The organism is Pseudomonas sp. PNPG3, assembly GCF_023093815.1.
GTDB classification, from domain to species: domain Bacteria; phylum Pseudomonadota; class Gammaproteobacteria; order Pseudomonadales; family Pseudomonadaceae; genus Aquipseudomonas; species Aquipseudomonas asiatica.
In genome coordinates this window covers 43,393-63,681 of sequence record NZ_JALLKV010000017.1, presented here as the reverse complement: position 1 = coordinate 63,681, position 20,289 = coordinate 43,393, and the positions used below count along the sequence as shown (strand labels likewise).

Sequence of the window (20,289 nt, the reverse complement as noted above, 5' to 3'; positions counted from 1 at the left end):
CGGCCTGCCACTTGCAAGATATTTGCGCAAGCGGCGTCGACACAGGGAGGGACTCTGTGTCTGCAAGGCGATCTTCACAATAAAAATCCGGAGTAGTTCAGATGTCGTCTCGTGAGACTGGGAATGTAAAGTGGTTCAACGATGCCAAGGGTTATGGCTTCATTCAGCGCGAAGGTGGTGCGGATGTATTCGTCCACTATCGGGCGATCCGCGGTGAGGGGCATCGTACCCTGGTCGAAGGTCAGCGGGTGGAATACGCCTGCGTGCAGGGCCAGAAAGGCCTGCAAGCCGAGGACGTGGTAGGCCTCTGAGCCTCATGCGGTAAGGCTTGTTGTGGGAGCTGGCTTGCCGGCGATCACCGGCGAAGCCGGTGCCAGGCACCGTGTTGCCTGCATCGCCGGCAAGCCGGGCTCCCACAAAGAATGCAGTGCATTCAGGTGCGCCAGGTGATTTCCTCTTCACCGTCGGCGCTGATGCGGACCCAGCGGTCGGCATCTTCTTCCCCATCTTCCTCCACCCAGCCACCTGGCGCGCAGCGCACTTCCACGCCCAGTGCGGCAAATGCGGCGCGGGCGCAGGCAACGTCATCGGCCCACGGCGTCTGGTCGCTTTCCAGGTACAGGCTGTTCCATTTCCCTACAGCCTTGGGTAACCAGGTGACCGGAATGTTACCGGCCTGGCATTTGAAGGTATGGCCTTTCTGCTTCCATTCGCTGCATGGGCCGATTGCCTGGGCGAGCCACTCGGCAATCTGCTTGTGGTCGACGTCGGCGTCCTTCAGGTAGATCTCGATATCAGGTTGGCGCATAAGGGCTCCGGGTGTGCTCAGTCTTGGCGCACGAAATAGTCATAACGCATTGAAACCGTGACTTCGAACGGCTCGGGCTGGTCAATCACCCGGGCACGCTTTTCGGCACTGGCGCGCCAGCCGTGCGGGGTCATGGCCAGCAGGTCGGCGCGGGCCTTGGGCGCGGCCAGGCTCAGGCGGAACTCCAGGGTTTCGCTGTGGGCGTGGACCATGCCTTCGGGGACCAGGGCCAGGTGTTTGTCGTCGGCGTAAGGGCGTACTTCATCGTAGAGCACTTCGCGCAGCTCCATCAGGTGGCCGCTGGTGGGGCCGACCCGCATCAGGCCGCCGCCGGGACTGAGCAGGCGCTTGGCCTCGGCCCAGTCCAGCGGGCTGAATACGCTGGCGATGAACTGGCAGCTGGCGTCGGCCAGCGGCACGCGGGCCATGCTGGCGACCATCCAGGTAACCTCGGGCGCTCGGCGGCAAGCACGCTTGACCGCCTCACGGGAGATGTCCAGGGCGTAGCCGTCGGCGGCCGGCAGGGCCTGGGCGATCTGCGCGGTGTAGTAACCCTCGCCACAGCCGATGTCCAGCCAGGCCCCGGGCTGGCGCTCGGCGGCCAGCTCGGCCAGGCGGCGCGCCACCGGCGCGTAGTGGCCGGCGTCGAGGAAATCGCGGCGGGCTTCGACCATGGCCTGGTTGTCACCCGGGTCGCGGCTGTTCTTGTGCTGCACCGGCAGCAGGTTCAGGTAACCCTGGCGGGCCCGGTCGAAGCGGTGGCCGGCCGGGCACACCACACCGTTGTCGAGCCGGCTCAGTGGCGCCTGGCAAAGAGGGCAGGCGAGCATCAGGCGAGCAACCGGACCAGAGTCTGGTAATAGATTTCGGTCAGCAGGTCGAGATCGCTGGCCAGGATCCGCTCATCCACCTGGTGGATGGTGGCGTTGACCGGGCCGAGCTCGACCACCTGGGTGCCCATGGTGGCGATGAAGCGCCCATCGGAGGTACCGCCGCTGGTCGACGGCTGGGTGTCGCGGCCGGTGACGCCCTTGATGCTGGCCGAGACGGCGTCCAGCAATTCGCCCGGTTCGGTAAGGAACGGCAGGCCCGACAACGCCCAGTCGATCGACCAGTCCAGCTCATGCTTGTCGAGGATCGCCGACACCCGCGCCTGCAGGCCTTCGACGGTGGACTCGGTAGAGAAACGGAAGTTGAACAGGGCGGTCAGCTCGCCGGGGACCACGTTGGTGGCGCCGGTGCCGGAATTGAGGTTGGAGATCTGGAAACTGGTCGGCGGGAAGAACGCGTTGCCTTCGTCCCAGTGCTCGGCCGCCAGTTCCGCCAGGGCCGGAGCGGCCAGGTGGATCGGGTTGCGCGCCAGGTGCGGGTAGGCCACATGGCCCTGCTTGCCGCGCACGGTCAGCTTGGCGCCCAGCGAGCCACGGCGGCCATTCTTGACCACGTCACCCAGCAGGGTGGTGCTGGAGGGTTCACCGACGATGCACCAGTCCAGGCGCTCGTTGCGTGCTTTCAGGCGCTCGACCACGGCCTTGGTGCCATGGTGGGCCGGGCCTTCCTCGTCGCTGGTAATCAGGAACGCGACCTTGCCGCGGTGGTCCGGGTAGTCCTGCACGAAGCGCTCGCTGGCAATTACCATGGACGCCAGGCTGCCTTTCATGTCGGCGGCGCCACGACCGCAGAGCATGCCGTCGGCGTCGATCAGCGCTTCGAACGGCTCATGCTGCCATTGCTGCACCGGGCCGGTGGGTACCACGTCGGTGTGGCCGGCGAAGCACAGCACCGGGCCATCCTGGCTGCCGTGGGTGGCCCAGAAATTGTCGACGTCCTCGATGCGCATCGGCTCGAGCTGGAAGCCTACGGCGCCCAAGCGGTTCATCATCTGCGCCTGGCAGTCGGCGTCGACGGGGGTGACCGAGGGGCGGCGGATCAGGTCGCAGGCCAGTTGAAGGGTAGGCGAGAGCTCGGCAGGGGCCGTCATGGGGAACTCCGGGGCAAGGCAAGGCGGGGAAATCTGAGGGCGTTATCTTATATCAAACCGATGGGCCATTGGGGCCGCTTTGCGGCCCTATCGCGACACAAGGCCGCTCCCACAGGATCACCACAGCCCATCAGGCGTGTGCAATACCTGTGGGAACGGCCTTGTGTCGCGAAAGGGGCGCAAAGCGGCCCCAGGATCTCAGGCCTGCTGCGCCTCGGCGGCCTTTTCCCCAGGCTTGGGCAGCGAAGATAGGAACGCCATCACCAGCGCCGCCACATAAGGCAACGATTGCACCAGCAACATCGCCACCCAGAAGCGCATGTCCGAGCTCGGCAGCCCCTGTACCAGGTAGATGCCCAGCGCTGCGCCCCACAGCAGCAACATGATGAACAGCTCTTCCCGCGCCTCGGAAATCGCCACCAGCAGCCCGTGGCTGTCGGCGTTCTTCGGTGTGCGGAAGAACGGCATGCTGCTGGTGAAGAACCCGTACAGCACCGCCTTGGCGATGGTATGCGACAGTGCCAGCCCGGCCAGCGCCGCAGCAAAGGCATCTTTCAGGTTCACCCCTACCGCGCGGCGGTAGAGGAAGATGATCTTGCCGACCTTGAAGAAGAACAGTGCCAGCGGCGGAATGGCAAAGATCATCAGCGGCGGGTCGACCCGGTGCGGCACGATGATCATCGCCGCCGACCACAGCAGCGCGCCGATGGTGAAGAAGATGTTCATGCCATCGGCGATCCACGGCAGCCAGCCGGCCAGGAAGTGGTAGCGCTGGCCGCGGGTCAGCTCGCTGCCCTTGCCGCGCAGCAGGGCGCTGGCGTGGTGCTTGATGATCTGGATGGCGCCGTAGGCCCAGCGGAAGCGTTGCTTCTTGAAGTCGATGAAGGTGTCGGGCATCAGGCCTTTGCCGTAGCTGTTGTGGGCATAGGCGGCCGATAGGCCCTTTTCGAATACCCGCAAGCCCAGTTCGGCGTCCTCGCAGATGCACCACTCGGCCCAGCCTAGCTCTTCCAGCACGCTGCGGCGGGTCATGGTCATGGTACCGTGCTGGATGATCGCGTCCCGGTCGTTGCGGGTGACCATACCGATGTGGAAGAAGCCCTTGTACTCGCTGTAGCACAGCTTCTTGAAGGCGCTTTCGTGCTGGTCGCGGTAGTCCTGCGGCGACTGCACCACGGCAATCTTCGGGTCGGCGAAGTGCGGCACCATGTGCTTGAGCCAGTTGCGGTCGACGCAGTAGTCCGAGTCGATCACCGCGATCACTTCGGCGTCCTTGGCGGTATGCGGGATCAGGTAGTTCAATGCGCCGCCCTTGAAACCGGCCAGGGGCGCGACGTGGAAGAACCTGAAGCGCTCGCCGAGCTTCTCGCAATGGGCCTTGAGCGGCTCCCACACGGCCGGGTCCTTGGTGTTGTTGTCGATCACCAGCACTTCGTAGTCGGGGTAGTCCAGCGCGGCCAGGGCATCGAGGGTTTGTTTGACCATCTCCGGCGGCTCGTTGTAGCACGGCACATGCACCGATACCTTGGGCCGGTAGGCGCTATCGGCCTGCACCGGCAGGAATTCGCGCCGGCGCTTGTGTATCCATACTGCCTCGGCCAGTTCGTGGGCCTCGGTCAGCAGCACGATGAACACGCCCAGCGCGCCGAGGGCAAGCAGCACGCCTACGGTCAGGCTGAACCAGGTGCTGTATTGCTGGCTGTAGTCGTAGGCGATCCATACCAGCACCGACCCGCACAGGAAGGTGATGAAGGTCAGGAAGGTGCGGCCGCGCTGGCGCAGGGCCGAACCGTCGATGAACAGTACCATCAGGGCGATCATCGCCAGCACTACCGAGGCCACCGCCAGGGCGCGCCATTGCGGTATTGCCACCACCGGGCCGTCAAAGTTGAATTTTTGCTGGCGTTCGGCGTTGTACACGCCCCAGTAGGCGCCCACCGAGCCTTCGTCGCTGGCCTTCCACGGCTGGTCGTAGGCTTCGATGACGAAGTAATTGTAACCACGGCGGTTGAGGGTGTTGACCAGGGTACGCAGGTAGATGGCCTGGTCAGCCTGGGTGGCATCGGCGCCGCCGCGCATGCGGCCGTTGCTCGGCCAGCCGACTTCCGACAGCAGCAGGGGTTTGCGCGGGAACTGGTGCTTCAGCTCGCGGGCACGGTCGAGCACGAACTCGACCGAATCCTTCATAGGTACGAACTCCCAGTACGGCAGGATGTGCGCGGCAATCAGGTCGACGTGCTTGGCCAGCTGCGGGTTTTCCTTCCAGATGTGCCATTGCTCACTGGTGGTTACCGGCACCTTGACCGCTGCGCGTACCCGGTCCAGGTACTTGATCAGGTTTTCCGGGGTGACTTCTTCGCGGAACAGCGCCTCGTTGCCGACCACCACCCGCACCACGCTGCGCGAGGTGTTGGCCAGCTGGATGGCCGTGGCGATTTCGCGTTCGTTGCGCTCCAGGTCCGGGCTGATCCAGATGCCCAGCGTCACCCGCAGGCCGAATTCCTCGGCCAGGCGCGGGATATCCGCCTGGGTGCCCTCCACGGTGTAGATCCGGATGCTGTCGGTCAGTTTGCTCAACTGCTCCAGGTCCTGGCGCATCTCGTCGTCACTGGGGTACTGGCCCTTCTGCGGGCTTTCGCCCAGGCGGAAGGGTGAATACGAGAAGCCAGAGATCTGCTCTGGCCAGGCTGGGGCGGAGACCGGGCGGTTGATCAGTGCCCAGAACCCGGTGAACAACGCGGCGATGGCCAGGACCACGACCAGGTTCAGGCCGAATTTACGTGAAGACATTGTCGTCCATATGTGTCGAAGTGATAGGACATTAAAGCAGGGTTGGTAGTCTCTTTCCTAACGATGCAGGCCATGGGCCCGCTGGCATATAATGCGCGCCGGTTTTTTGGGGTATGAACATGAGCACAGAAGATCCACGCTTCGCCGGCGTTGCCCGGCTGTATGGCGACCAGGGGTTGCACCGTCTGGGCCAGGCCCATGTGGCCGTGGTCGGCATTGGCGGAGTAGGCTCGTGGGCGGCGGAAGCGCTGGCACGCAGTGGCGTGGGCGAGATCACCCTGTTCGACCTTGACGATGTGTGCGTCAGCAACACCAACCGCCAGGCCCATGCCTTGGATGGGCAGGTGGGGCGGCCCAAGGTCGAGGTCATGGCCGAGCGCCTGCGGGCGATCAACCCGGGGTGTACGGTGCATGCTGTCGCTGACTTCGTCACCCGCGACACCATGGTCGAGTACATCACCGAGAACCTCGACTGTGTGATCGACTGCATCGACAGCGTCATGGCCAAGGCGGCGCTGATAGCCTGGTGTCGGCGGCGCAAGATCGCCATCGTCACCACGGGGGGCGCCGGTGGGCAGATCGACCCGACACAGATCCAGATCGCCGACCTGAACAAGACCTTCAACGACCCGCTGGCCTCGCGGGTGCGTTCCACCCTGCGCCGCGACTACAACTTCTCGCGCAATGTCAGCCGCAACTATGGCGTGCCATGCGTGTTCTCCAGTGAACAGCTGCGCTACCCGAAGGGCGATGGCAGCGTTTGCCTGCAGAAAAGCTTCGTGGGCGAGGGCGTGCGGCTGGACTGCTCGGGTGGCTTTGGCGCGGTGATGATGGTGACCGCGACCTTTGGCATGGTGGCAGCGAGCAAGGCGGTGGAAAAACTGGTAGCGGGGGCGCGGCGGCCTTCGGAGCGGGTCAAGCCTGAATAACTGCTTCTGGCCCACTCGCTCCTACAGGTACAGCGCCAGCCAAAACGTCACACGATACCTGTGGGAGCGGGCGAGCCCGCGAAGAAGCCAGCACCGATTCAACGATTGGACGCCAGCTCCGCCATCCGCTGCAACACTGCATGCAGCCCGTTGCTGCGCGACGGCGAAAGCTGGCGCTCCAGGCCAAGTTGAGTGAACCACTCACGCAGATCGAGCCCGGCAAGTTCTTCACTGGCCAACCCCTGCACCCGCACCAGCAACAACGCCAGCAGCCCGCGCAACAGGCGTGCATCGCTGCTGGCCTTGAACCGCCACAAACCCTCGGCCTGCTCGGCCACCAGCCATACCAGGCTTTCGCAACCATGCACCCGGTTGGCCTCGGTCTTTTCAGTATCAGCCAGCGGTTCCAGCCGATCGCCCCACTGCATCAGCAGCCGCGCACGCTGTTCCCAACCCTTGCCCTGCTCGAAAGCTTCCAGCGCCTGGCGCGCCTGATCGGGCAAGGTCATCGCAACAGCTCCAGGCCTTGATCCAACGCCTCGAAGAAACGCTGCAAGTCATCGCTGTCGTTATACAGCCCCAATGACACGCGGATCGCGCCCTCCAGGCCCAAGCCCTTCAGCAGCGGCATGGCACAGTGGTGCCCGGCACGCACGGCAATGCCTTGCTCGGTCAGCAGGTGGGCGATGTCGGCGTTGTGCACGCCTTCAATGACGAAACTGGCAAGGGCCGCCTGTGGCGTCCCCAGGATGCGCACGCCATCGCGGTCTGCCAGGCCGCGCAGCAAGTGCTGGTGCAGGCTGGTTTCATGGGCTACGAGTGCCTGGGCATCGAGGCTGGCCAGGTAGTCCAGGGTCGCACCCAGGCCGATCACCCCGGCGATCGGTGGCGTGCCAGCCTCGAACCCCAGCGGCGCCGGGCGGAAGCTGGCGCTGTGGTACTCGGCCAGTTGCACCATCTCGCCGCCGAACTGCCAATGGTGCAGCAGCTCCAGCGCCTGGCTGCGGCCGTACAGCACGCCCACGCCTTCCGGGCCGTACAGCTTGTGACTGGAGAACACATAGAAGTCGCAGCCAAGCTGCTGCACATCATGGCGGCCATGCACCACGCCCTGGGCACCGTCGACCACTGTCAGCGCGCCTTGCGCACGGGCATGGGCCAGCAGTGCCGGTAACGGTTGCCAGGTGCCCAGCACGTTGGACAGCTGGCTCACCGCCAGCACCCGGGTGCGCGGGCCGATCAGTTGCAGCGCCTGGTCCAGGTCGATGCGGCCATGGGCATCCAGCGGCAGCACCACCAGACGCAGGTTGCGCCGGCGCGCCAGCTGTTGCCAGGGCAGCAGGTTGGCATGGTGCTCCAGGGCACTGACGGCAATTTCGTCACCGGCCTCGAAGCGGTGTTCCAGGCCATAGGCCAGCAGGTTCAGTGCCGAAGTGGCACCGTGGGTGAAGATAATCTGCCGCGAGTCTGGCGCATTGAGCCAGGCGGCAACCTTGTCGCGGCTGGTTTCGAAGGCCTGTGTGGCCAGTGCGCCGGGCAAGTGCTGGGCACGGTGCACGTTGGCTGCGCCATGGCCGTAGTAATGGCTCAGGGCATCGAGCAGGGCTTGCGGCTTCTGGGTGGTGGCGGCGCTGTCCAGGTAGGTCTGGTGCTGCCGTTGCAGGGCGGCGATGGCGGGAAAATCGGCACGCCAGGGGGAGGGCTGAAACATGGTCGCGGGGCCTGGAATGAAAATCGGGTCTGGCGTGGTGCCAGACCCGATCTTAACATTTCAAACGCTGAGAATCCGCTGTTCGCGAGCAAGCTCGCTCCGGCAGCGGTTGAAGGGTTCTCAGTTGTGCGCGTGCAGCGCCTCGTTCAGCTCGATGGCCGACTTGTGGGTCTTGCACTCCACCGCGCCGTTCAGCGAGTTGCGGCGGAACAGCAGGTCGGTCTGGCCGGCCAGGTCGCGGGCCTTGACCACTTTGACCAGCTGGTTGTTCTCGTCCAGCAGGTTCACCTTGGTACCGGCGGTGATGTACAGGCCGGCTTCGACGGTGTTGCGGTCGCCCAGCGGAATGCCGATACCGGCGTTGGCGCCGATCAGGCAGCCTTCGCCAACCTTGATGACGATGTTGCCGCCACCGGACAAGGTGCCCATGGTCGAGCAGCCGCCGCCCAGGTCCGAGCCCTTGCCAACGAATACGCCAGCGGAAACGCGGCCTTCGATCATGCCCGGGCCTTCGGTGCCAGCGTTAAAGTTGACGAAGCCTTCGTGCATGATGGTGGTGCCTTCGCCGATGTAGGCGCCCAGGCGCACGCGGGCAGTGTCGGCGATACGCACGCCGGCCGGGACCACGTAGTCGGTCATTTTCGGGAACTTGTCCACCGAGAACACTTCCAGCAGCTCGCCCTTCAGGCGCGCTTCCAGTTGCAGTTCAGCGAGTTCGGCCAGGTCGACCGCGCCCTGGTTGGTCCAGGCCACGTTCGGCAGCAGCGGGAAGATGCCAGCCAGGCTCACGCCGTGCGGCTTGACCAGGCGGTGCGACAGCAGGTGCAGCTTGAGGTAGGCCTCTGGCGTCGAGGTCAGCGCGGCGTCTTCGGCCAGCAGGGTGGCGACCAGTGGCTTGTGGCTTTCGGCCAGGCGGGTCAGCAGGGCGGCTTGGGTGGCATCCACACCTTTCACGGCTTCGGCCAGTTGAGCGGCCTGGGCGTTGCTGAAGGCGATGGCCTGGTTGCCACCTTGGTAACCGAGAACAGGGGCTACTGCAGCGACCAGTTCGGCGCTCGGGTTGAGCAGCGGTTGTGCGTAGAACACTTCCAGCCAGGCGCCCTGGCGGTTCTGGGAGCCGACACCGAAGGCCAGGCTGAACAGGGTATTGGACATGTGATTACCTCGTGCGAAATAGGGTAGGGGCTCAGGCCAGGGCAGCGGCGTACAGGTCGGGCTTGAAGCCCACCAGGGTACGCGCGCCAAGGTCGAGCACCGGGCGCTTGATCATCGACGGCTGGGCCAGCATCAGCTCGACGGCCTTGGCCTGGTCGAGGTCGGCCTTGCTGGCGTCGTCCAGCTTGCGGAAGGTGGTGCCGGCACGGTTGAGGATGACTTCCCAGCCGTGTTCCTCGCACCAGCGGTTCAGGCTGTCACGGTCGATGCCTTGGGCCTTGTAATCGTGGAATTCGTAGGCGATGGCCTGGTCTTCGAGCCAGGTACGTGCCTTTTTCATGGTGTCACAGGCTTTAATGCCGTAGAGCGTGTAGGTCATTGTGTGCATTGGGGTCACAGGCTGCCCCAATCTCTCCGTTTTCCGATTTCAGTCGCGGGATTATGCGGGAACGATCCTGTGAGCGCCACGGGTGTGCATGTCTTGGGTCTTGCAGTGTGTCGGAGACCGAGCGCCGCCCGCGCGGCGCTCGGTCTCCGACACACTGCAAGGCTCAAGGCATGCATCTGCTGGGCGATAAGGGGTCGAACCTGCGCCACCGACAAACCGAAGTATCATCATGTTACATATTCATCCGCCACCTGCGACTATCGTGCAGCGGCCCCGAATCGCCCACCGCCGCTAACATATTGTTTCAATGGCGATGTTTCGCCCTGTTGTCGTTTCTGGTTCACAAAGGAAGCTTTCCCGGATGCAGTCCGCCTACACCGTCCTCATCCTGCTGACGCTGGTCAGCGTGTCGAAGCTGGTCGGCCGCATGATTCCGCTGCCCTTGCCGCTGGTACAGATCGCCGCCGGTGCCTTGCTCGCTTGGCCGACGCTGGGCTTGCATGTGGCACTGGACCCCGAGCTGTTCCTGTTCCTGTTCCTGCCGCCGTTGCTGTTCGCCGACGGCTGGCGCATTCCCAAGCGCGAGTTGTGGCGCATTCGTGGGCCGGTGGTGGCGCTGGCCGTGGGGCTGGTGCTGTTTACCGTGGTCGGGGCCGGTTACTTCATTCACTGGCTGCTGCCGAGCATCCCGCTGCCCGTGGCCTTCGCCCTGGCCGCAGTGTTGTCGCCAACCGACGCCGTGGCGGTTTCGGCCATTACCCAGGACCGCCTGCCCACCCCGCTGATGCACATGCTCCAGGGCGAGGCCCTGATGAACGATGCCTCGGGCCTGGTGACCTTCAAGTTCGCACTGGCGGCGGCGATCACCGGGGTGTTCTCGCTGACCGACGCAAGCTTCAGCTTCGTACTGGTCGCCCTGGGCGGCCTGGCGGTGGGCGTGGCCCTGAGCTGGCTGATCGGCCGCCTGCGTGCCTGGATGATTGCTCGCGGCTGGGACGACCCGGCCACGCATGTGGTGTTCATGTTGCTGCTGCCCTTCGCTGCCTACGTGCTGGCCGAGCGCCTGGGCATATCGGGCATCCTTTCGGCGGTGGCCGCCGGCATGATGCAGAGCTGGCTCGACCTGCTGCCACGGCAGACCAGCACGCGCCTGCTCAACCGCAGTGTGTGGTCGCTGCTGGAGTTCGCTTTCAACGGCCTGATCTTCCTGCTGCTGGGCCTGCAGTTGCCGGACATCATCAAGGCCGTGGTCAGCCATGAACCCACCGTATGGCCGACCTTGGCCTGGCGCTGCCTGGACGTGGTGGCGATCTTTGTGGCGCTGATCTTGCTGCGGTTCATCTGGGTCCAGAGCATCTGGCGCTCGATCGGTGTGGTACGCCGCTGGCGCGGCAAGCCGGCGCTGGTGCTGATGCCCACGGCGCGCTCCTGCTGGTTGCTGACCCTGGGTGGTGTGCGCGGTGCGGTCACCCTGGCCGGCGTGATGTCGATCCCGTTGCTGATGGCAGCAGGCAAGGCCTTCCCGGAGCGTGACTTGCTGATCTTCATTGCGGCCGGTGTGATCCTGTTGTCATTGATCAGCGCCTGTATCGCGCTGCCGCTGTTGCTGCGCGGGGTGACCAAGAGCCCGGACGAGCGCTTGCACCAGGAAGTGCAGGAGGCCTGGCGACGCACGGCCGAGGCGGCGATCCATGCGCTGGAGGCAGAGGAAGTGATCGACAGCAATGCGCCGCAGGATGCCGCGCAGGCGACCCTGGCGACCGAGTTGAAGGCGCGCTTGATGGCGGAATACCGCGATGAGCTGGACAGCTACAACGACAGCGCCGAGGCCAAGGCCCTGGCCGAGCAGATGGACCTGCTGGAGCGGCGTTTGCGCCTGCGGGCGCTGCGGGCCCAGCGGCTGGAGCTGTATGAACTGCATCGCCAGCATCTGGTGGGGGATGAAGTGGTGCGGCAGGTGCTGGGTGAGCTGGACATGAGTGAAGCGAACCTGGGGTCAGTCAGGTAGACCCCAAGGGGCCGCTTTGCGGCCCTGTGGGAGCGGGTTTACCCGCGAATCAGGCGACGCGGTGCATGGCACCGGCTGTGCCGGTGTTCGCGGATAAACCCGCTCCTACAGGTACTGCACAACACTCGAGAGTTGTACGGCCCCTGTCGAATCAGCGGTTCTGCAGGAATTCGCGAATCCGCTCCGCCGCCTCGATGCACTCGGCCAGCGGTGCAACCAGTGCCATGCGCACACGCCCGGCGCCCGGGTTCACGCCATCCACTTCACGCGACAGGTACGACCCCGGTACCACCGTCACATGCTGGGCCTCGAACAGGTCGCGTGTGAACTCGGCATCGCTGCCGGGCACCTTGGCCCACAGGTAGAAGCTGCCATCCGGGCGCTGCACATCCAGCACCGGCTGCAGGATATCAAGCACGGCGTCGTACTTGGCGCGGTACTGGTCGCGGTTCTCACGCACATGCGCCTCGTCCTGCCAGGCAGCGATACTGGCCAGCTGGGTTTGTACCGGCATGGCGCAGCCGTGGTAGGTACGGTACAGCAGGAACGGCTTGATGATCTCGGCGTCACCGGCGACGAAGCCCGAGCGCAGGCCCGGCAGGTTGGAACGCTTGGACAGGCTGTGGAATACCACGCAGCGCTTGAAGTCGCTGCGGCCCAGTTCCGCACAGGCAGTCAGCAGGCCTGGTGGCGGGGCATCCTCGTCGAAGTACAGCTCGCTGTAGCACTCGTCGGCGGCAATCACGAAGTCGTGCTCGTCGGCCAGGGCAATCAGCTTCTTCAGGGTGTCCATCGGCACCAGTGCGCCGGTGGGGTTGCCCGGCGAGCACAGGAACAGGATCTGGCAACGCTTCCACACTTCAGCCGGCACGGCGTCGAAGTCGGGGTTGAAGCCGTTGCTTTCCAGGCATGGCAGATAGTGCGGGGTGGCACCGGCCAGCAGCGCTGCGCCTTCGTAGATCTGGTAGAACGGGTTGGGGCTGACCACCAGGCCGTCATCGGCGCGGTTGACCACGGCCTGGGTGAAGGCGAACAGCGCTTCACGGGTGCCGTTGACCGGCAGGATGTGGCGGTCGGCATCCAGCCAGCCGGCCGGTACGCCGAAGCGCCGCTCGCACCACTGGCCGATGGCCTGGCGCAGGGCGGGCAGGCCGATGGTGCTCGGGTACACCGCCAGCTTGTCGAGGTTGTCGGCCATGGCCTGGGCGACGAACGCCGGCGATTCGTGCTTCGGCTCACCGATCGACAGGGCGATGGCGCGCTTGTCCGCCGCAGGTGCAACGCTGCCCAGCAGGGCGCGGAGTTTCTCGAACGGGTAGGGCTGAAGCTGGGTCAAGGCATGGTTCATCGGCGCAAGGTCTCGTCAATCGTCTAATCGTTAAAAGGTCACGCGGGTAGGGCTGGCATCGCTGGCCTGGCCGGCCTGCAGCTGCTGGACGATGGCTTCCTGCAGTCGGCTGCACAGTTGCGGGTCGGACAGCGGCTGGTTGTCGGCATCGGTGATGAAGAACACGTCTTCCACCCGCTCGCCGAGGGTGGCGATCTTGGCGTTCTGCAGCGACAGGTCGAACTCCAGGAAGATCCGCCCCAGCCGGGCCAGCAGGCCAGGGCGGTCAGGTGCGGTGATTTCGAGGATGGTCACCGGCCGCTGGGCATCGTTGAGGATGGTCACCTGTGGCGGGAAGTCGAAGTGCTTGAGCTGGCGCGGTACCCGGCGCTGGATGATGGTCGGGTAGTCCTCGGGGTTGCGCAGCGCTTCGGTCAGGCCGTCGCGAATCTGCTTGACCCGCTGCGGGTTGTCGCCGATCGAGCCGCCGTCGTTGTCCAGCACGATGTAGGTATCGAGGGTGAACTGGCTGCTCGAGGTGATGATCCGCGCGTCATGAATGTTCAGGTTCAACTGCGACATCGCCGCCACGGTCACGGCGAAGAAGTCGTGCTGGTCGGGGGCATAGATGAAGATCTGCGTGCCACCCTCGAACTCGCGCTGGGTGGTTTCCTTGATCAGCACCAGCGGCCCGCCATCGGCCGGCTGCTGGAGGATCGCGTCACTGTGCCAGGCCACGTCGGCGGCGGTGTGCTTGAGGAAGTAGTCATCGCCCAGCTGCGACCACAGCTGCTCGACGTCGTCCGGGTCGGTGCCTTCGCGCACCAGGATATCCAGCGCTGCCGATTGGGTCTGGCGAATCTGCTCCTCGCGGTCCAGCGGGTTTTCCAGGCCTCGGCGCAGGGCGCGTTTGGTCTCGGTGTACAGCTGGCGCAGCAGGCTGGCCCGCCACGAGTTCCACAGGCTGGGGTTGGTGGCGTTGATATCGGCCACGGTCAGCACGTACAGGTAGTCCAGGCGTGTCTCGTCGCCCACGTGCAGGGCAAAATCGTTGATTACCTGAGGGTCGGACAGGTCCTTGCGCTGGGCGGTGGTCGACATCACCAGGTGGTTCAGCACCAGCCAGACGATCAGCCGGCTGTCCCAGGCCGGCAACTGGTGGCGCTCGCAGAACTTCTGCGCATCCACCGCACCCAGCTCGGAATGGTCGCCCTGGCGGCCCTTGCCGATGTCGTGATACAGGCCGGCCAGGTAGATCAGCTCGGGCTTGGGCAGGCGGCCCATGAGCTTGCTGGCCAGCGGGAATTTCTCGGACACCGGGGTGTATTGCAACTTGCGCAGGTGCTTGATGAGGTTGAGGGTGTGCGCATCGACCGTATAGATGTGGAACAGGTCGTGCTGCATCTGCCCGACGATCAGGCCGAACTCCGGCAGATAGCGGCCAAGGATGCCGTAGCGGTTCATCCGCCGCAGGTTGCGGTGGATACCGATTTCACACTTGAACAGCTCGATGAACAGGCTGGTGTTGCGGATATCGGTGCGGAAAGTGTCGTCGATCAGGTGCCGGTGTTCGCGCAGCAGCCGCACCGTATCGGCGCGTACGCCCTTGATCTCGGGATGCTGAGCCATCAGCACGAAGATTTCCAGCATGGCGAACGGTGTGCGCCTGAACACGTTCGGCCTGACTGCCTCTATATAGCCATCATGCAGGCGGAAGCGCGCATTCAGCGGCTGGGTGGTGCCGCTGTCGTCATCGGCGAGGATGACCTCCTCGAAGTGCTGGATGATCAGGTCGCACAGCTGGCTGATGCTCATCACCACCCGATAGTACTGCTGCATGAACTGCTCGATCGCCCGCTTGGGGTTGTCGTCGCTGTAGCCCAGCAGCGCGGCGATGCTGCGCTGGTGGTCGAACAGCAGGCGGTCCTCGGCGCGCCCGGCCAGCATATGCAAGGCGTAGCGCACCTTCCACAGGAAGTCCTGGGACGAGGCCAGCAGCTCGTTCTCGCTTTCCAGCAGGAAACCTTCGCCGGCCAAGGCGTGCAGGTTGAGTGTGCCGTACTGGCGGCGGGCCACCCACAGCACTGTCTGGATGTCGCGCAGGCCACCGGGTGAACCTTTCACGTTGGGTTCGAGGTTGTACTCGGTATCGTTGTACTTGTGGTGGCGGGCCTTGAGTTCGGCGCGCTTGGCCAGGAAGAAGTCCTTGCTCGGCCACATGTGCGCAGTGCTGGTCACCTCAAGCATGCGTTGGCGCAGCGCCTCGGGGCCGGCAATGGTGCGGCTTTCCATCAGGTTGGTGATGACCGTCAGGTCGGCGCGGGCCTGCTCGGCGCACTCGTCGACGGTGCGCACGCTCTGGCCCACTTCCAGGCCGATGTCCCACAGCAGGGTGAGAAACCTCTCTATGGCGTCGCGGTACTGCTCGTGTTCGGCAGCACCCAGCAGGATCAGCAGGTCGATGTCCGAATGCGGGTGCAGCTCGCCGCGCCCGTAGCCACCCACCGCGACCAGGGCGATGCCGCTCTGGTCGCCCCAGTCGAACTGGTTCCAGGCCTGTTGCAGGATGTTGTCGACGAGCCAGGCGCGGGCCTCGATCAGTGGGCGGATTTCGCTGCCACTGCGGAAACGCTTGTCGAGCACCTCGCCGGCCTGGCGGATGGCTTTCTTGAAGGCGGCGATGGGGCTCGCCTTGAGGGCCAGTTCCGCCTGGAACTGGCCGCGGTCGAACAGCTCGGGGTCCACCTGGGGCATCGCGTCACGTTCCTGTCGTGGGGGTGGCCTGTGGGAGTGCGGTCAGGCCGAGGTGCGCGGGATGGTGTCGTCCTTGCGCAGGGTGAAGATCTCGTAGCCGGTTGCGGTCACCACCAGGGTGTGCTCCCACTGGGCCGAGAGCTTGCGGTCCTTGGTGATGGCGGTCCAGCCGTCGCCCAGCACCTTGGTGTCGGCCTTGCCCTGGTTGATCATCGGCTCGATGGTGAAGGTCATGCCTTCCTTCAGCTCCATGCCGGTGCCGGCGCGGCCGTAGTGCAGGATCTGCGGCTCTTCGTGGAACACCTTGCCGATGCCGTGGCCGCAGAACTCGCGCACCACCGAGAAGCCGTTCTTTTCAGCGTGCTTCTGGATCACTTCGCCGATGTCGCCCAGGCGGCAGCCCGGCTTGACCAGTTCGATGGCCTTGTACATGCACTCCTGGGTGACCTTGGACAGGCGCTCGGCCCATACCGGCACGGTGCCGACGTGGAACATGCGGCTGGTGTCGCCGTGGTAGCCGTCCTTGATCACGGTGACGTCGATGTTCAGCGTGTCACCGTCCTTGAGCGGCTTGTCGTTGGGGATGCCGTGGCAGACCACATGGTTGATCGAGGTGCAGATCGACTTCGGGTAGCCCTTGTAGTTGAGCGGTGCCGGGATGGCCTGCTGGACGTTGACGATGTAGTCGTGACACAGGCGGTCCAGCTCTTCGGTGGTGACACCGGGCTTGACGTGTTCCTCGATCATTTCCAGCACCTCGGCGGCCAGGCGGCCAGCGATGCGCATCTTCTCGATGTCTTCTGCGGTCTTGATGGTGACGGTCATTACAGGCTCTCTACAGCGCCGTGCACGGCGCGAACAAACGGGAAAGGCCGGATTCTAGCAGAGCAGGGCGCCGATCGGTCGGGATAAAGGCGGCAATGCTGCTGTCTACAGCTGGCATTCTGGCGCGAAAGCCGGGGTGCTGCAAAAACCGCTGACGGACGCAACAGTATCCGGGTTCCGTTCGGTCGCGGTCTGTGGTATAAAATGCGCCGCTTTCGGGGACGACCCCGTCAGCACTTAACCCACACACGTGTCGACACGATGACCTGGGTGCCCCGAGTTGCAGAATTCGCGGGTTGGTCATTGGGATACGTGGAGGCCCAACCCGACTTATCAAGGAACTATCATGTCCCAAGTCAACATGCGCGATATGCTGAAGGCCGGTGTGCACTTCGGCCACCAGACCCGTTACTGGAACCCGAAAATGGGCAAGTACATTTTCGGCGCGCGTAACAAGATCCACATCGTCAACCTGGAAAAAACCCTGCCAATGTTCAACGACGCTCTGTCGTTCGTAGAGCGCCTGGCTCAGGGCAAGAACAAGATCCTGTTCGTCGGCACCAAGCGTTCCGCCGGCAAGATCGTCGCCGAGCAAGCTGCTCGTTGCGGTTCGCCGTACGTTGACCACCGTTGGTTGGGCGGCATGCTGACCAACTACAAGACCATCCGCGCTTCGATCAAGCGTCTGCGCGACCTGGAAACCCAGGCCGAAGACGGCACTTTCGCCAAGCTGACCAAGAAAGAAGCCCTGATGCGCTCCCGCGACCTGGAAAAACTGGATCGCAGCCTGGGCGGCATCAAGGACATGGGTGGTCTGCCAGACGCTCTGTTCGTTATCGACGTTGATCACGAGCGCATCGCGATCACCGAAGCCAACAAGCTGGGCATCCCGGTAATCGGCGTTGTCGATACCAACAGCAGCCCGGAAGGTGTTGACTACATCATCCCAGGTAACGATGACGCCATCCGCGCTATCGAGCTGTACATGACTTCGATGGCTGACGCAGTCATCCGCGGCCGCAACAACGTTGCCGGCGGCACCGAAGTTTACGCTGAAGAAGCGGCTGCACCTGCTGCCGAGTAATTAGACGCTAGCGTCGACTTGGCACGCAAAAAGGGGGCTCTGCCCCCTTTTTGCCACCTTGAAATCCTGCTGTCAGCATCGGCCCCGCATCATGGGCCCGCTGAGATAAACACAGTGGATTTGCAGAATTGAACGCCCGTGACGAACGGGTGGAATGGTTGAAAAACTTTCCAAGAGGATTTTGAAATGGCAGCAATTACTGCAGCGCTGGTCAAAGAACTGCGCGAGCGTACCGGCGAAGGCATGATGGATTGCAAGAAGGCCCTGGAAAAGGCCGGCGGCGACATCGAAAAAGCCATTGACGACATGCGTGCCTCGGGCGCCATCAAGGCCGCCAAAAAGGCTGGCAACGTCGCTGCTGAAGGCGCTATCGCCGTCAAGACCGACGGTAAATCCGCCGTCCTGCTGGAAGTGAACTCGCAGACCGACTTCCTGGCCCTGCAAGACGACTTCAAGAACTTCGTTGCCGACAGCATCGAAGAAGCCTTCGCCCAGAAGCTGACCGACGCTGCTCCGCTGATCGCTTCGCGTGAAGCTGCTCGTGAAGCCCTGGTTGCCAAGTGCGGCGAGAACGTCAACATCCGTCGCCTGGTGCGCGTTGAAGGTGACGTTGTCGGTGCCTACCTGCACGGCAACAAGATCGGCGCTGCCGTTGTCCTGAAAGGCGGCGACGTCGATCTGGCCAAGAACATCGCCATGCACGTTGCAGCTTCGAACCCTGAGTTCCTGCTGCCGTCGGAAGTATCGGCCGAAGCCATCGAGCGCGAGAAGGGCGTCTTCCTGCAGCTGAACGCTGACAAGATCGCCGGCAAGCCGGAAAACATCGTCGAGAACATGATCAAAGGTCGTATCTCGAAGTTCCTGGCCGAAGCCTCGCTGGTCGAGCAAGCCTTCGTCATGAACCCGGAAGTCAAGGTTGGCGAGCTGGCCAAGAAAGCCGGTGCTGAAATCGTTTCCTTCACCTACTTCAAAGTAGGCGAAGGCATCGAGAAGCCAGTCGACGACTTCGCTGCTGAAGTTGCCGCTCAGGTAGCTGCTGCCAAGCAGTAAGACAGCCCCGTCTGTCGCCCCGAAGAGGCTGCCCGCTCACGCGCGCAGCCTCTTTGTCAAAACGGCGAAGGGTTTATAAGGCCCGTCGCCGCTGGCACCGAAGCGGTGCCACGCTACAGTTAGCAGGCTGCAAACAGCCCGCACGAATTTTCTAAAAGTACGCCGCAGGAGAGACTCGCAATGGCTCAGCAGGTGAGTGGTCGCCAACCTCGCTATAAACGCATTTTGCTCAAACTTAGCGGCGAGGCCCTGATGGGCTCGGAAGACTTCGGGATCGACCCGAAAGTGCTGGATCGCATGGCCCTCGAAGTTGGCCAGCTGGTAGGGATCGGTGTCCAGGTCGGCCTGGTGATCGGTGGTGGCAACCTGTTCCGCGGTGCCGCGCTCAGCGCAGCCGGCATGGACCGCGTCACCGGTGACCACATGGGCATGCTGGCCACCGTGATGAACGGCCTGGCCATGCGCGATGCGCTGGAGCGCTCGAACATCCCGGCCCTGGTAATGTCGGCCATTTCCATGGTCGGTGTCACCGATCATTACGATCGTCGCAAAGCTATTCGCCACCTCAACTCCGGGGATGTGGTAATTTTCTCCGCCGGTACCGGCAACCCGTTCTTCACCACCGACTCCGCCGCCTGCCTGCGCGCCATCGAAATCGATGCCGACGTGGTGTTGAAGGCGACCAAGGTCGATGGTGTGTACACTGCCGATCCATTCAAGGACCCGCATGCCGAGAAGTTCGATCACCTGACCTACGACGAGGTCCTGGATCGCAAGCTGGGTGTAATGGACCTGACCGCAATCTGCCTGTGCCGTGACCACAAGATGCCATTGCGGGTATTCAACATGAACAAGCCTGGCGCCCTGCTGAACATTGTGGTGGGTGGCGCTGAAGGTACTCTGATCGAGGAAGGCCAAGCATGATCAACGACATCAAGAAAGACGCGCAGGAGCGCATGACCAAGTCCCTCGAGGCCCTGGCTCGCAACCTCGCGGCAATCCGCACCGGTCGCGCCCACCCAAGCATCCTGGACAGCGTCAAGGTCACTGCCTGGGGTAGCGAGATGCCGCTGAACCAGGTGGCCGCGATCACCGTCGAAGATGCCCGCACCCTGAAGATCGTCGCGCACGACAAAAACCTTAGTGCTGCCATCGAAAAGGCCATCCTCACCTCCGACCTGGGCCTGAACCCGTCCAGCGCCGGCACCACCATCCGTGTGCCGATGCCGGCCCTGACCGAGGAAACCCGCAAGGGCTACACCAAGCAGGCCAGCGGCGTTGCCGAGGATGCCAAGGTGGCTGTGCGCAACGTGCGCCGTGACGCTCTGGCCGACCTGAAGAAGCTGACCAAGGACAAGGAAATCAGCGAAGACGAAGAACGTCGCGCCGCTGACGAGATCCAGAAGCTGACCGACAAGTACGTTGCCGAAGTCGATGCCGCCTTCAAAGCCAAGGAAAAGGACCTGATGGCCGTCTAAG

18 protein-coding genes are annotated in these 20,289 nt (G+C 63.7%); 7 read left to right on the top strand and 11 right to left on the bottom strand.

Annotated elements, in window-relative coordinates; genetic code table 11:
• The first annotated feature begins 101 nt into the window (after positions 1-101).
• Positions 102-311, top strand: a complete 210-nt coding sequence (locus MJ643_RS13675; RefSeq protein WP_003252255.1) for a cold-shock protein — start codon at positions 102-104, stop codon at positions 309-311.
• A gap of 122 nt (positions 312-433) precedes the next feature.
• On the opposite strand, the gene MJ643_RS13670 is transcribed toward MJ643_RS13675, so the two are convergent.
• From MJ643_RS13670 to MJ643_RS13655, 4 genes are all read right to left on the bottom strand, one after another.
• On the bottom strand, positions 434-808 hold the full coding sequence (locus MJ643_RS13670) for a hypothetical protein (protein ID WP_003257701.1): 375 nt from the start codon (positions 806-808) through the stop codon (positions 434-436).
• 17 nt (positions 809-825) lie between these two features.
• Positions 826-1,638 carry a putative RNA methyltransferase gene (locus MJ643_RS13665; protein ID WP_013971239.1) on the bottom strand — a complete coding sequence of 271 codons (813 nt, stop codon included), beginning with the start codon at positions 1,636-1,638 and terminating at the stop codon, positions 826-828.
• Positions 1,638-2,789, bottom strand: coding sequence for a succinyl-diaminopimelate desuccinylase (gene dapE / locus MJ643_RS13660; protein WP_013971240.1), 1,152 nt, complete (start codon positions 2,787-2,789; stop codon positions 1,638-1,640). Before dapE ends, MJ643_RS13665 begins: the two co-directional genes overlap by 1 nt.
• A gap of 198 nt (positions 2,790-2,987) precedes the next feature.
• Entirely contained in the window at positions 2,988-5,579 is a 2,592-nt protein-coding gene (locus MJ643_RS13655; protein ID WP_013971241.1) for a glycosyltransferase, read from the bottom strand.
• Between the two features lie 119 nt (positions 5,580-5,698).
• On the opposite strand from MJ643_RS13655, the gene tcdA reads away from it, so the two are divergent.
• Positions 5,699-6,508: a tRNA cyclic N6-threonylcarbamoyladenosine(37) synthase TcdA gene (gene tcdA / locus MJ643_RS13650; protein WP_024086393.1), complete on the top strand. Its 810-nt coding sequence runs from the start codon at positions 5,699-5,701 to the stop codon at positions 6,506-6,508.
• Positions 6,509-6,606: 98 nt separating this feature from the next.
• Here tcdA and MJ643_RS13645 read toward each other — a convergent pair whose 3' ends face one another.
• The 4 genes from MJ643_RS13645 to MJ643_RS13630 all read right to left on the bottom strand — a co-directional run bounded on the left by MJ643_RS13645 (position 6,607) and on the right by MJ643_RS13630 (position 9,753).
• Positions 6,607-7,017 (bottom strand): SufE family protein, encoded by a 411-nt coding sequence (locus MJ643_RS13645; protein WP_013971243.1) that lies wholly within the window; start codon positions 7,015-7,017, stop codon positions 6,607-6,609.
• Positions 7,014-8,219, bottom strand: a complete 1,206-nt coding sequence (locus MJ643_RS13640) for a cysteine desulfurase (RefSeq protein WP_013971244.1) — start codon at positions 8,217-8,219, stop codon at positions 7,014-7,016. The genes MJ643_RS13645 and MJ643_RS13640 overlap by 4 nt, the downstream gene beginning before the upstream one ends.
• 120 nt (positions 8,220-8,339) lie before the next feature.
• Positions 8,340-9,374, bottom strand: a complete 1,035-nt coding sequence (gene dapD / locus MJ643_RS13635) for a 2,3,4,5-tetrahydropyridine-2,6-dicarboxylate N-succinyltransferase (protein WP_013971245.1) — start codon at positions 9,372-9,374, stop codon at positions 8,340-8,342.
• Between the two features lie 31 nt (positions 9,375-9,405).
• The gene (locus MJ643_RS13630; RefSeq protein WP_013971246.1) at positions 9,406-9,753 is read right to left on the bottom strand and encodes an ArsC family reductase; all 348 of its coding nucleotides are present in this window, start codon (positions 9,751-9,753) and stop codon (positions 9,406-9,408) included.
• Between the two features lie 370 nt (positions 9,754-10,123).
• Between MJ643_RS13630 and MJ643_RS13625 the strand changes: the two genes are divergently transcribed.
• The gene (locus tag MJ643_RS13625; RefSeq protein ID WP_024086394.1) at positions 10,124-11,770 is read left to right on the top strand and encodes a Na+/H+ antiporter; all 1,647 of its coding nucleotides are present in this window, start codon (positions 10,124-10,126) and stop codon (positions 11,768-11,770) included.
• Between the two features lie 151 nt (positions 11,771-11,921).
• Here MJ643_RS13625 and dapC read toward each other — a convergent pair whose 3' ends face one another.
• The 3 genes from dapC to map are packed head-to-tail and all read right to left on the bottom strand — an operon-like array spanning position 11,922 to position 16,676.
• The gene (gene dapC / locus MJ643_RS13620; protein WP_013971248.1) at positions 11,922-13,118 is read right to left on the bottom strand and encodes a succinyldiaminopimelate transaminase; all 1,197 of its coding nucleotides are present in this window, start codon (positions 13,116-13,118) and stop codon (positions 11,922-11,924) included.
• Between the two features lie 30 nt (positions 13,119-13,148).
• Positions 13,149-15,851, bottom strand: coding sequence for a [protein-PII] uridylyltransferase (locus MJ643_RS13615; RefSeq protein WP_023662319.1), 2,703 nt, complete (start codon positions 15,849-15,851; stop codon positions 13,149-13,151).
• A 42-nt stretch (positions 15,852-15,893) separates the two neighbouring features.
• Entirely contained in the window at positions 15,894-16,676 is a 783-nt protein-coding gene (gene map / locus MJ643_RS13610) for a type I methionyl aminopeptidase (RefSeq protein ID WP_004375406.1), read from the bottom strand.
• 346 nt (positions 16,677-17,022) lie between these two features.
• Here map and rpsB point away from each other — a divergent pair, with 346 nt between their 5' ends.
• The 4 genes from rpsB (at position 17,023) to frr (ending at position 20,288) form a co-directional block, all read left to right on the top strand.
• A complete protein-coding gene (gene rpsB / locus MJ643_RS13605; protein WP_003252287.1) occupies positions 17,023-17,760 on the top strand; it encodes a 30S ribosomal protein S2 in 738 nt (245 codons plus the stop codon).
• 186 nt (positions 17,761-17,946) lie between these two features.
• The gene (gene tsf / locus MJ643_RS13600; protein WP_013971250.1) at positions 17,947-18,810 is read left to right on the top strand and encodes a translation elongation factor Ts; all 864 of its coding nucleotides are present in this window, start codon (positions 17,947-17,949) and stop codon (positions 18,808-18,810) included.
• Positions 18,811-18,990: 180 nt separating this feature from the next.
• Positions 18,991-19,734 carry a UMP kinase gene (pyrH, locus tag MJ643_RS13595; protein WP_003252294.1) on the top strand — a complete coding sequence of 248 codons (744 nt, stop codon included), beginning with the start codon at positions 18,991-18,993 and terminating at the stop codon, positions 19,732-19,734.
• Positions 19,731-20,288: a ribosome recycling factor gene (gene frr, locus MJ643_RS13590; RefSeq protein WP_013971251.1), complete on the top strand. Its 558-nt coding sequence runs from the start codon at positions 19,731-19,733 to the stop codon at positions 20,286-20,288. Before pyrH ends, frr begins: the two co-directional genes overlap by 4 nt.
• The last annotated feature ends 1 nt before the right edge of the window (position 20,289 follow it).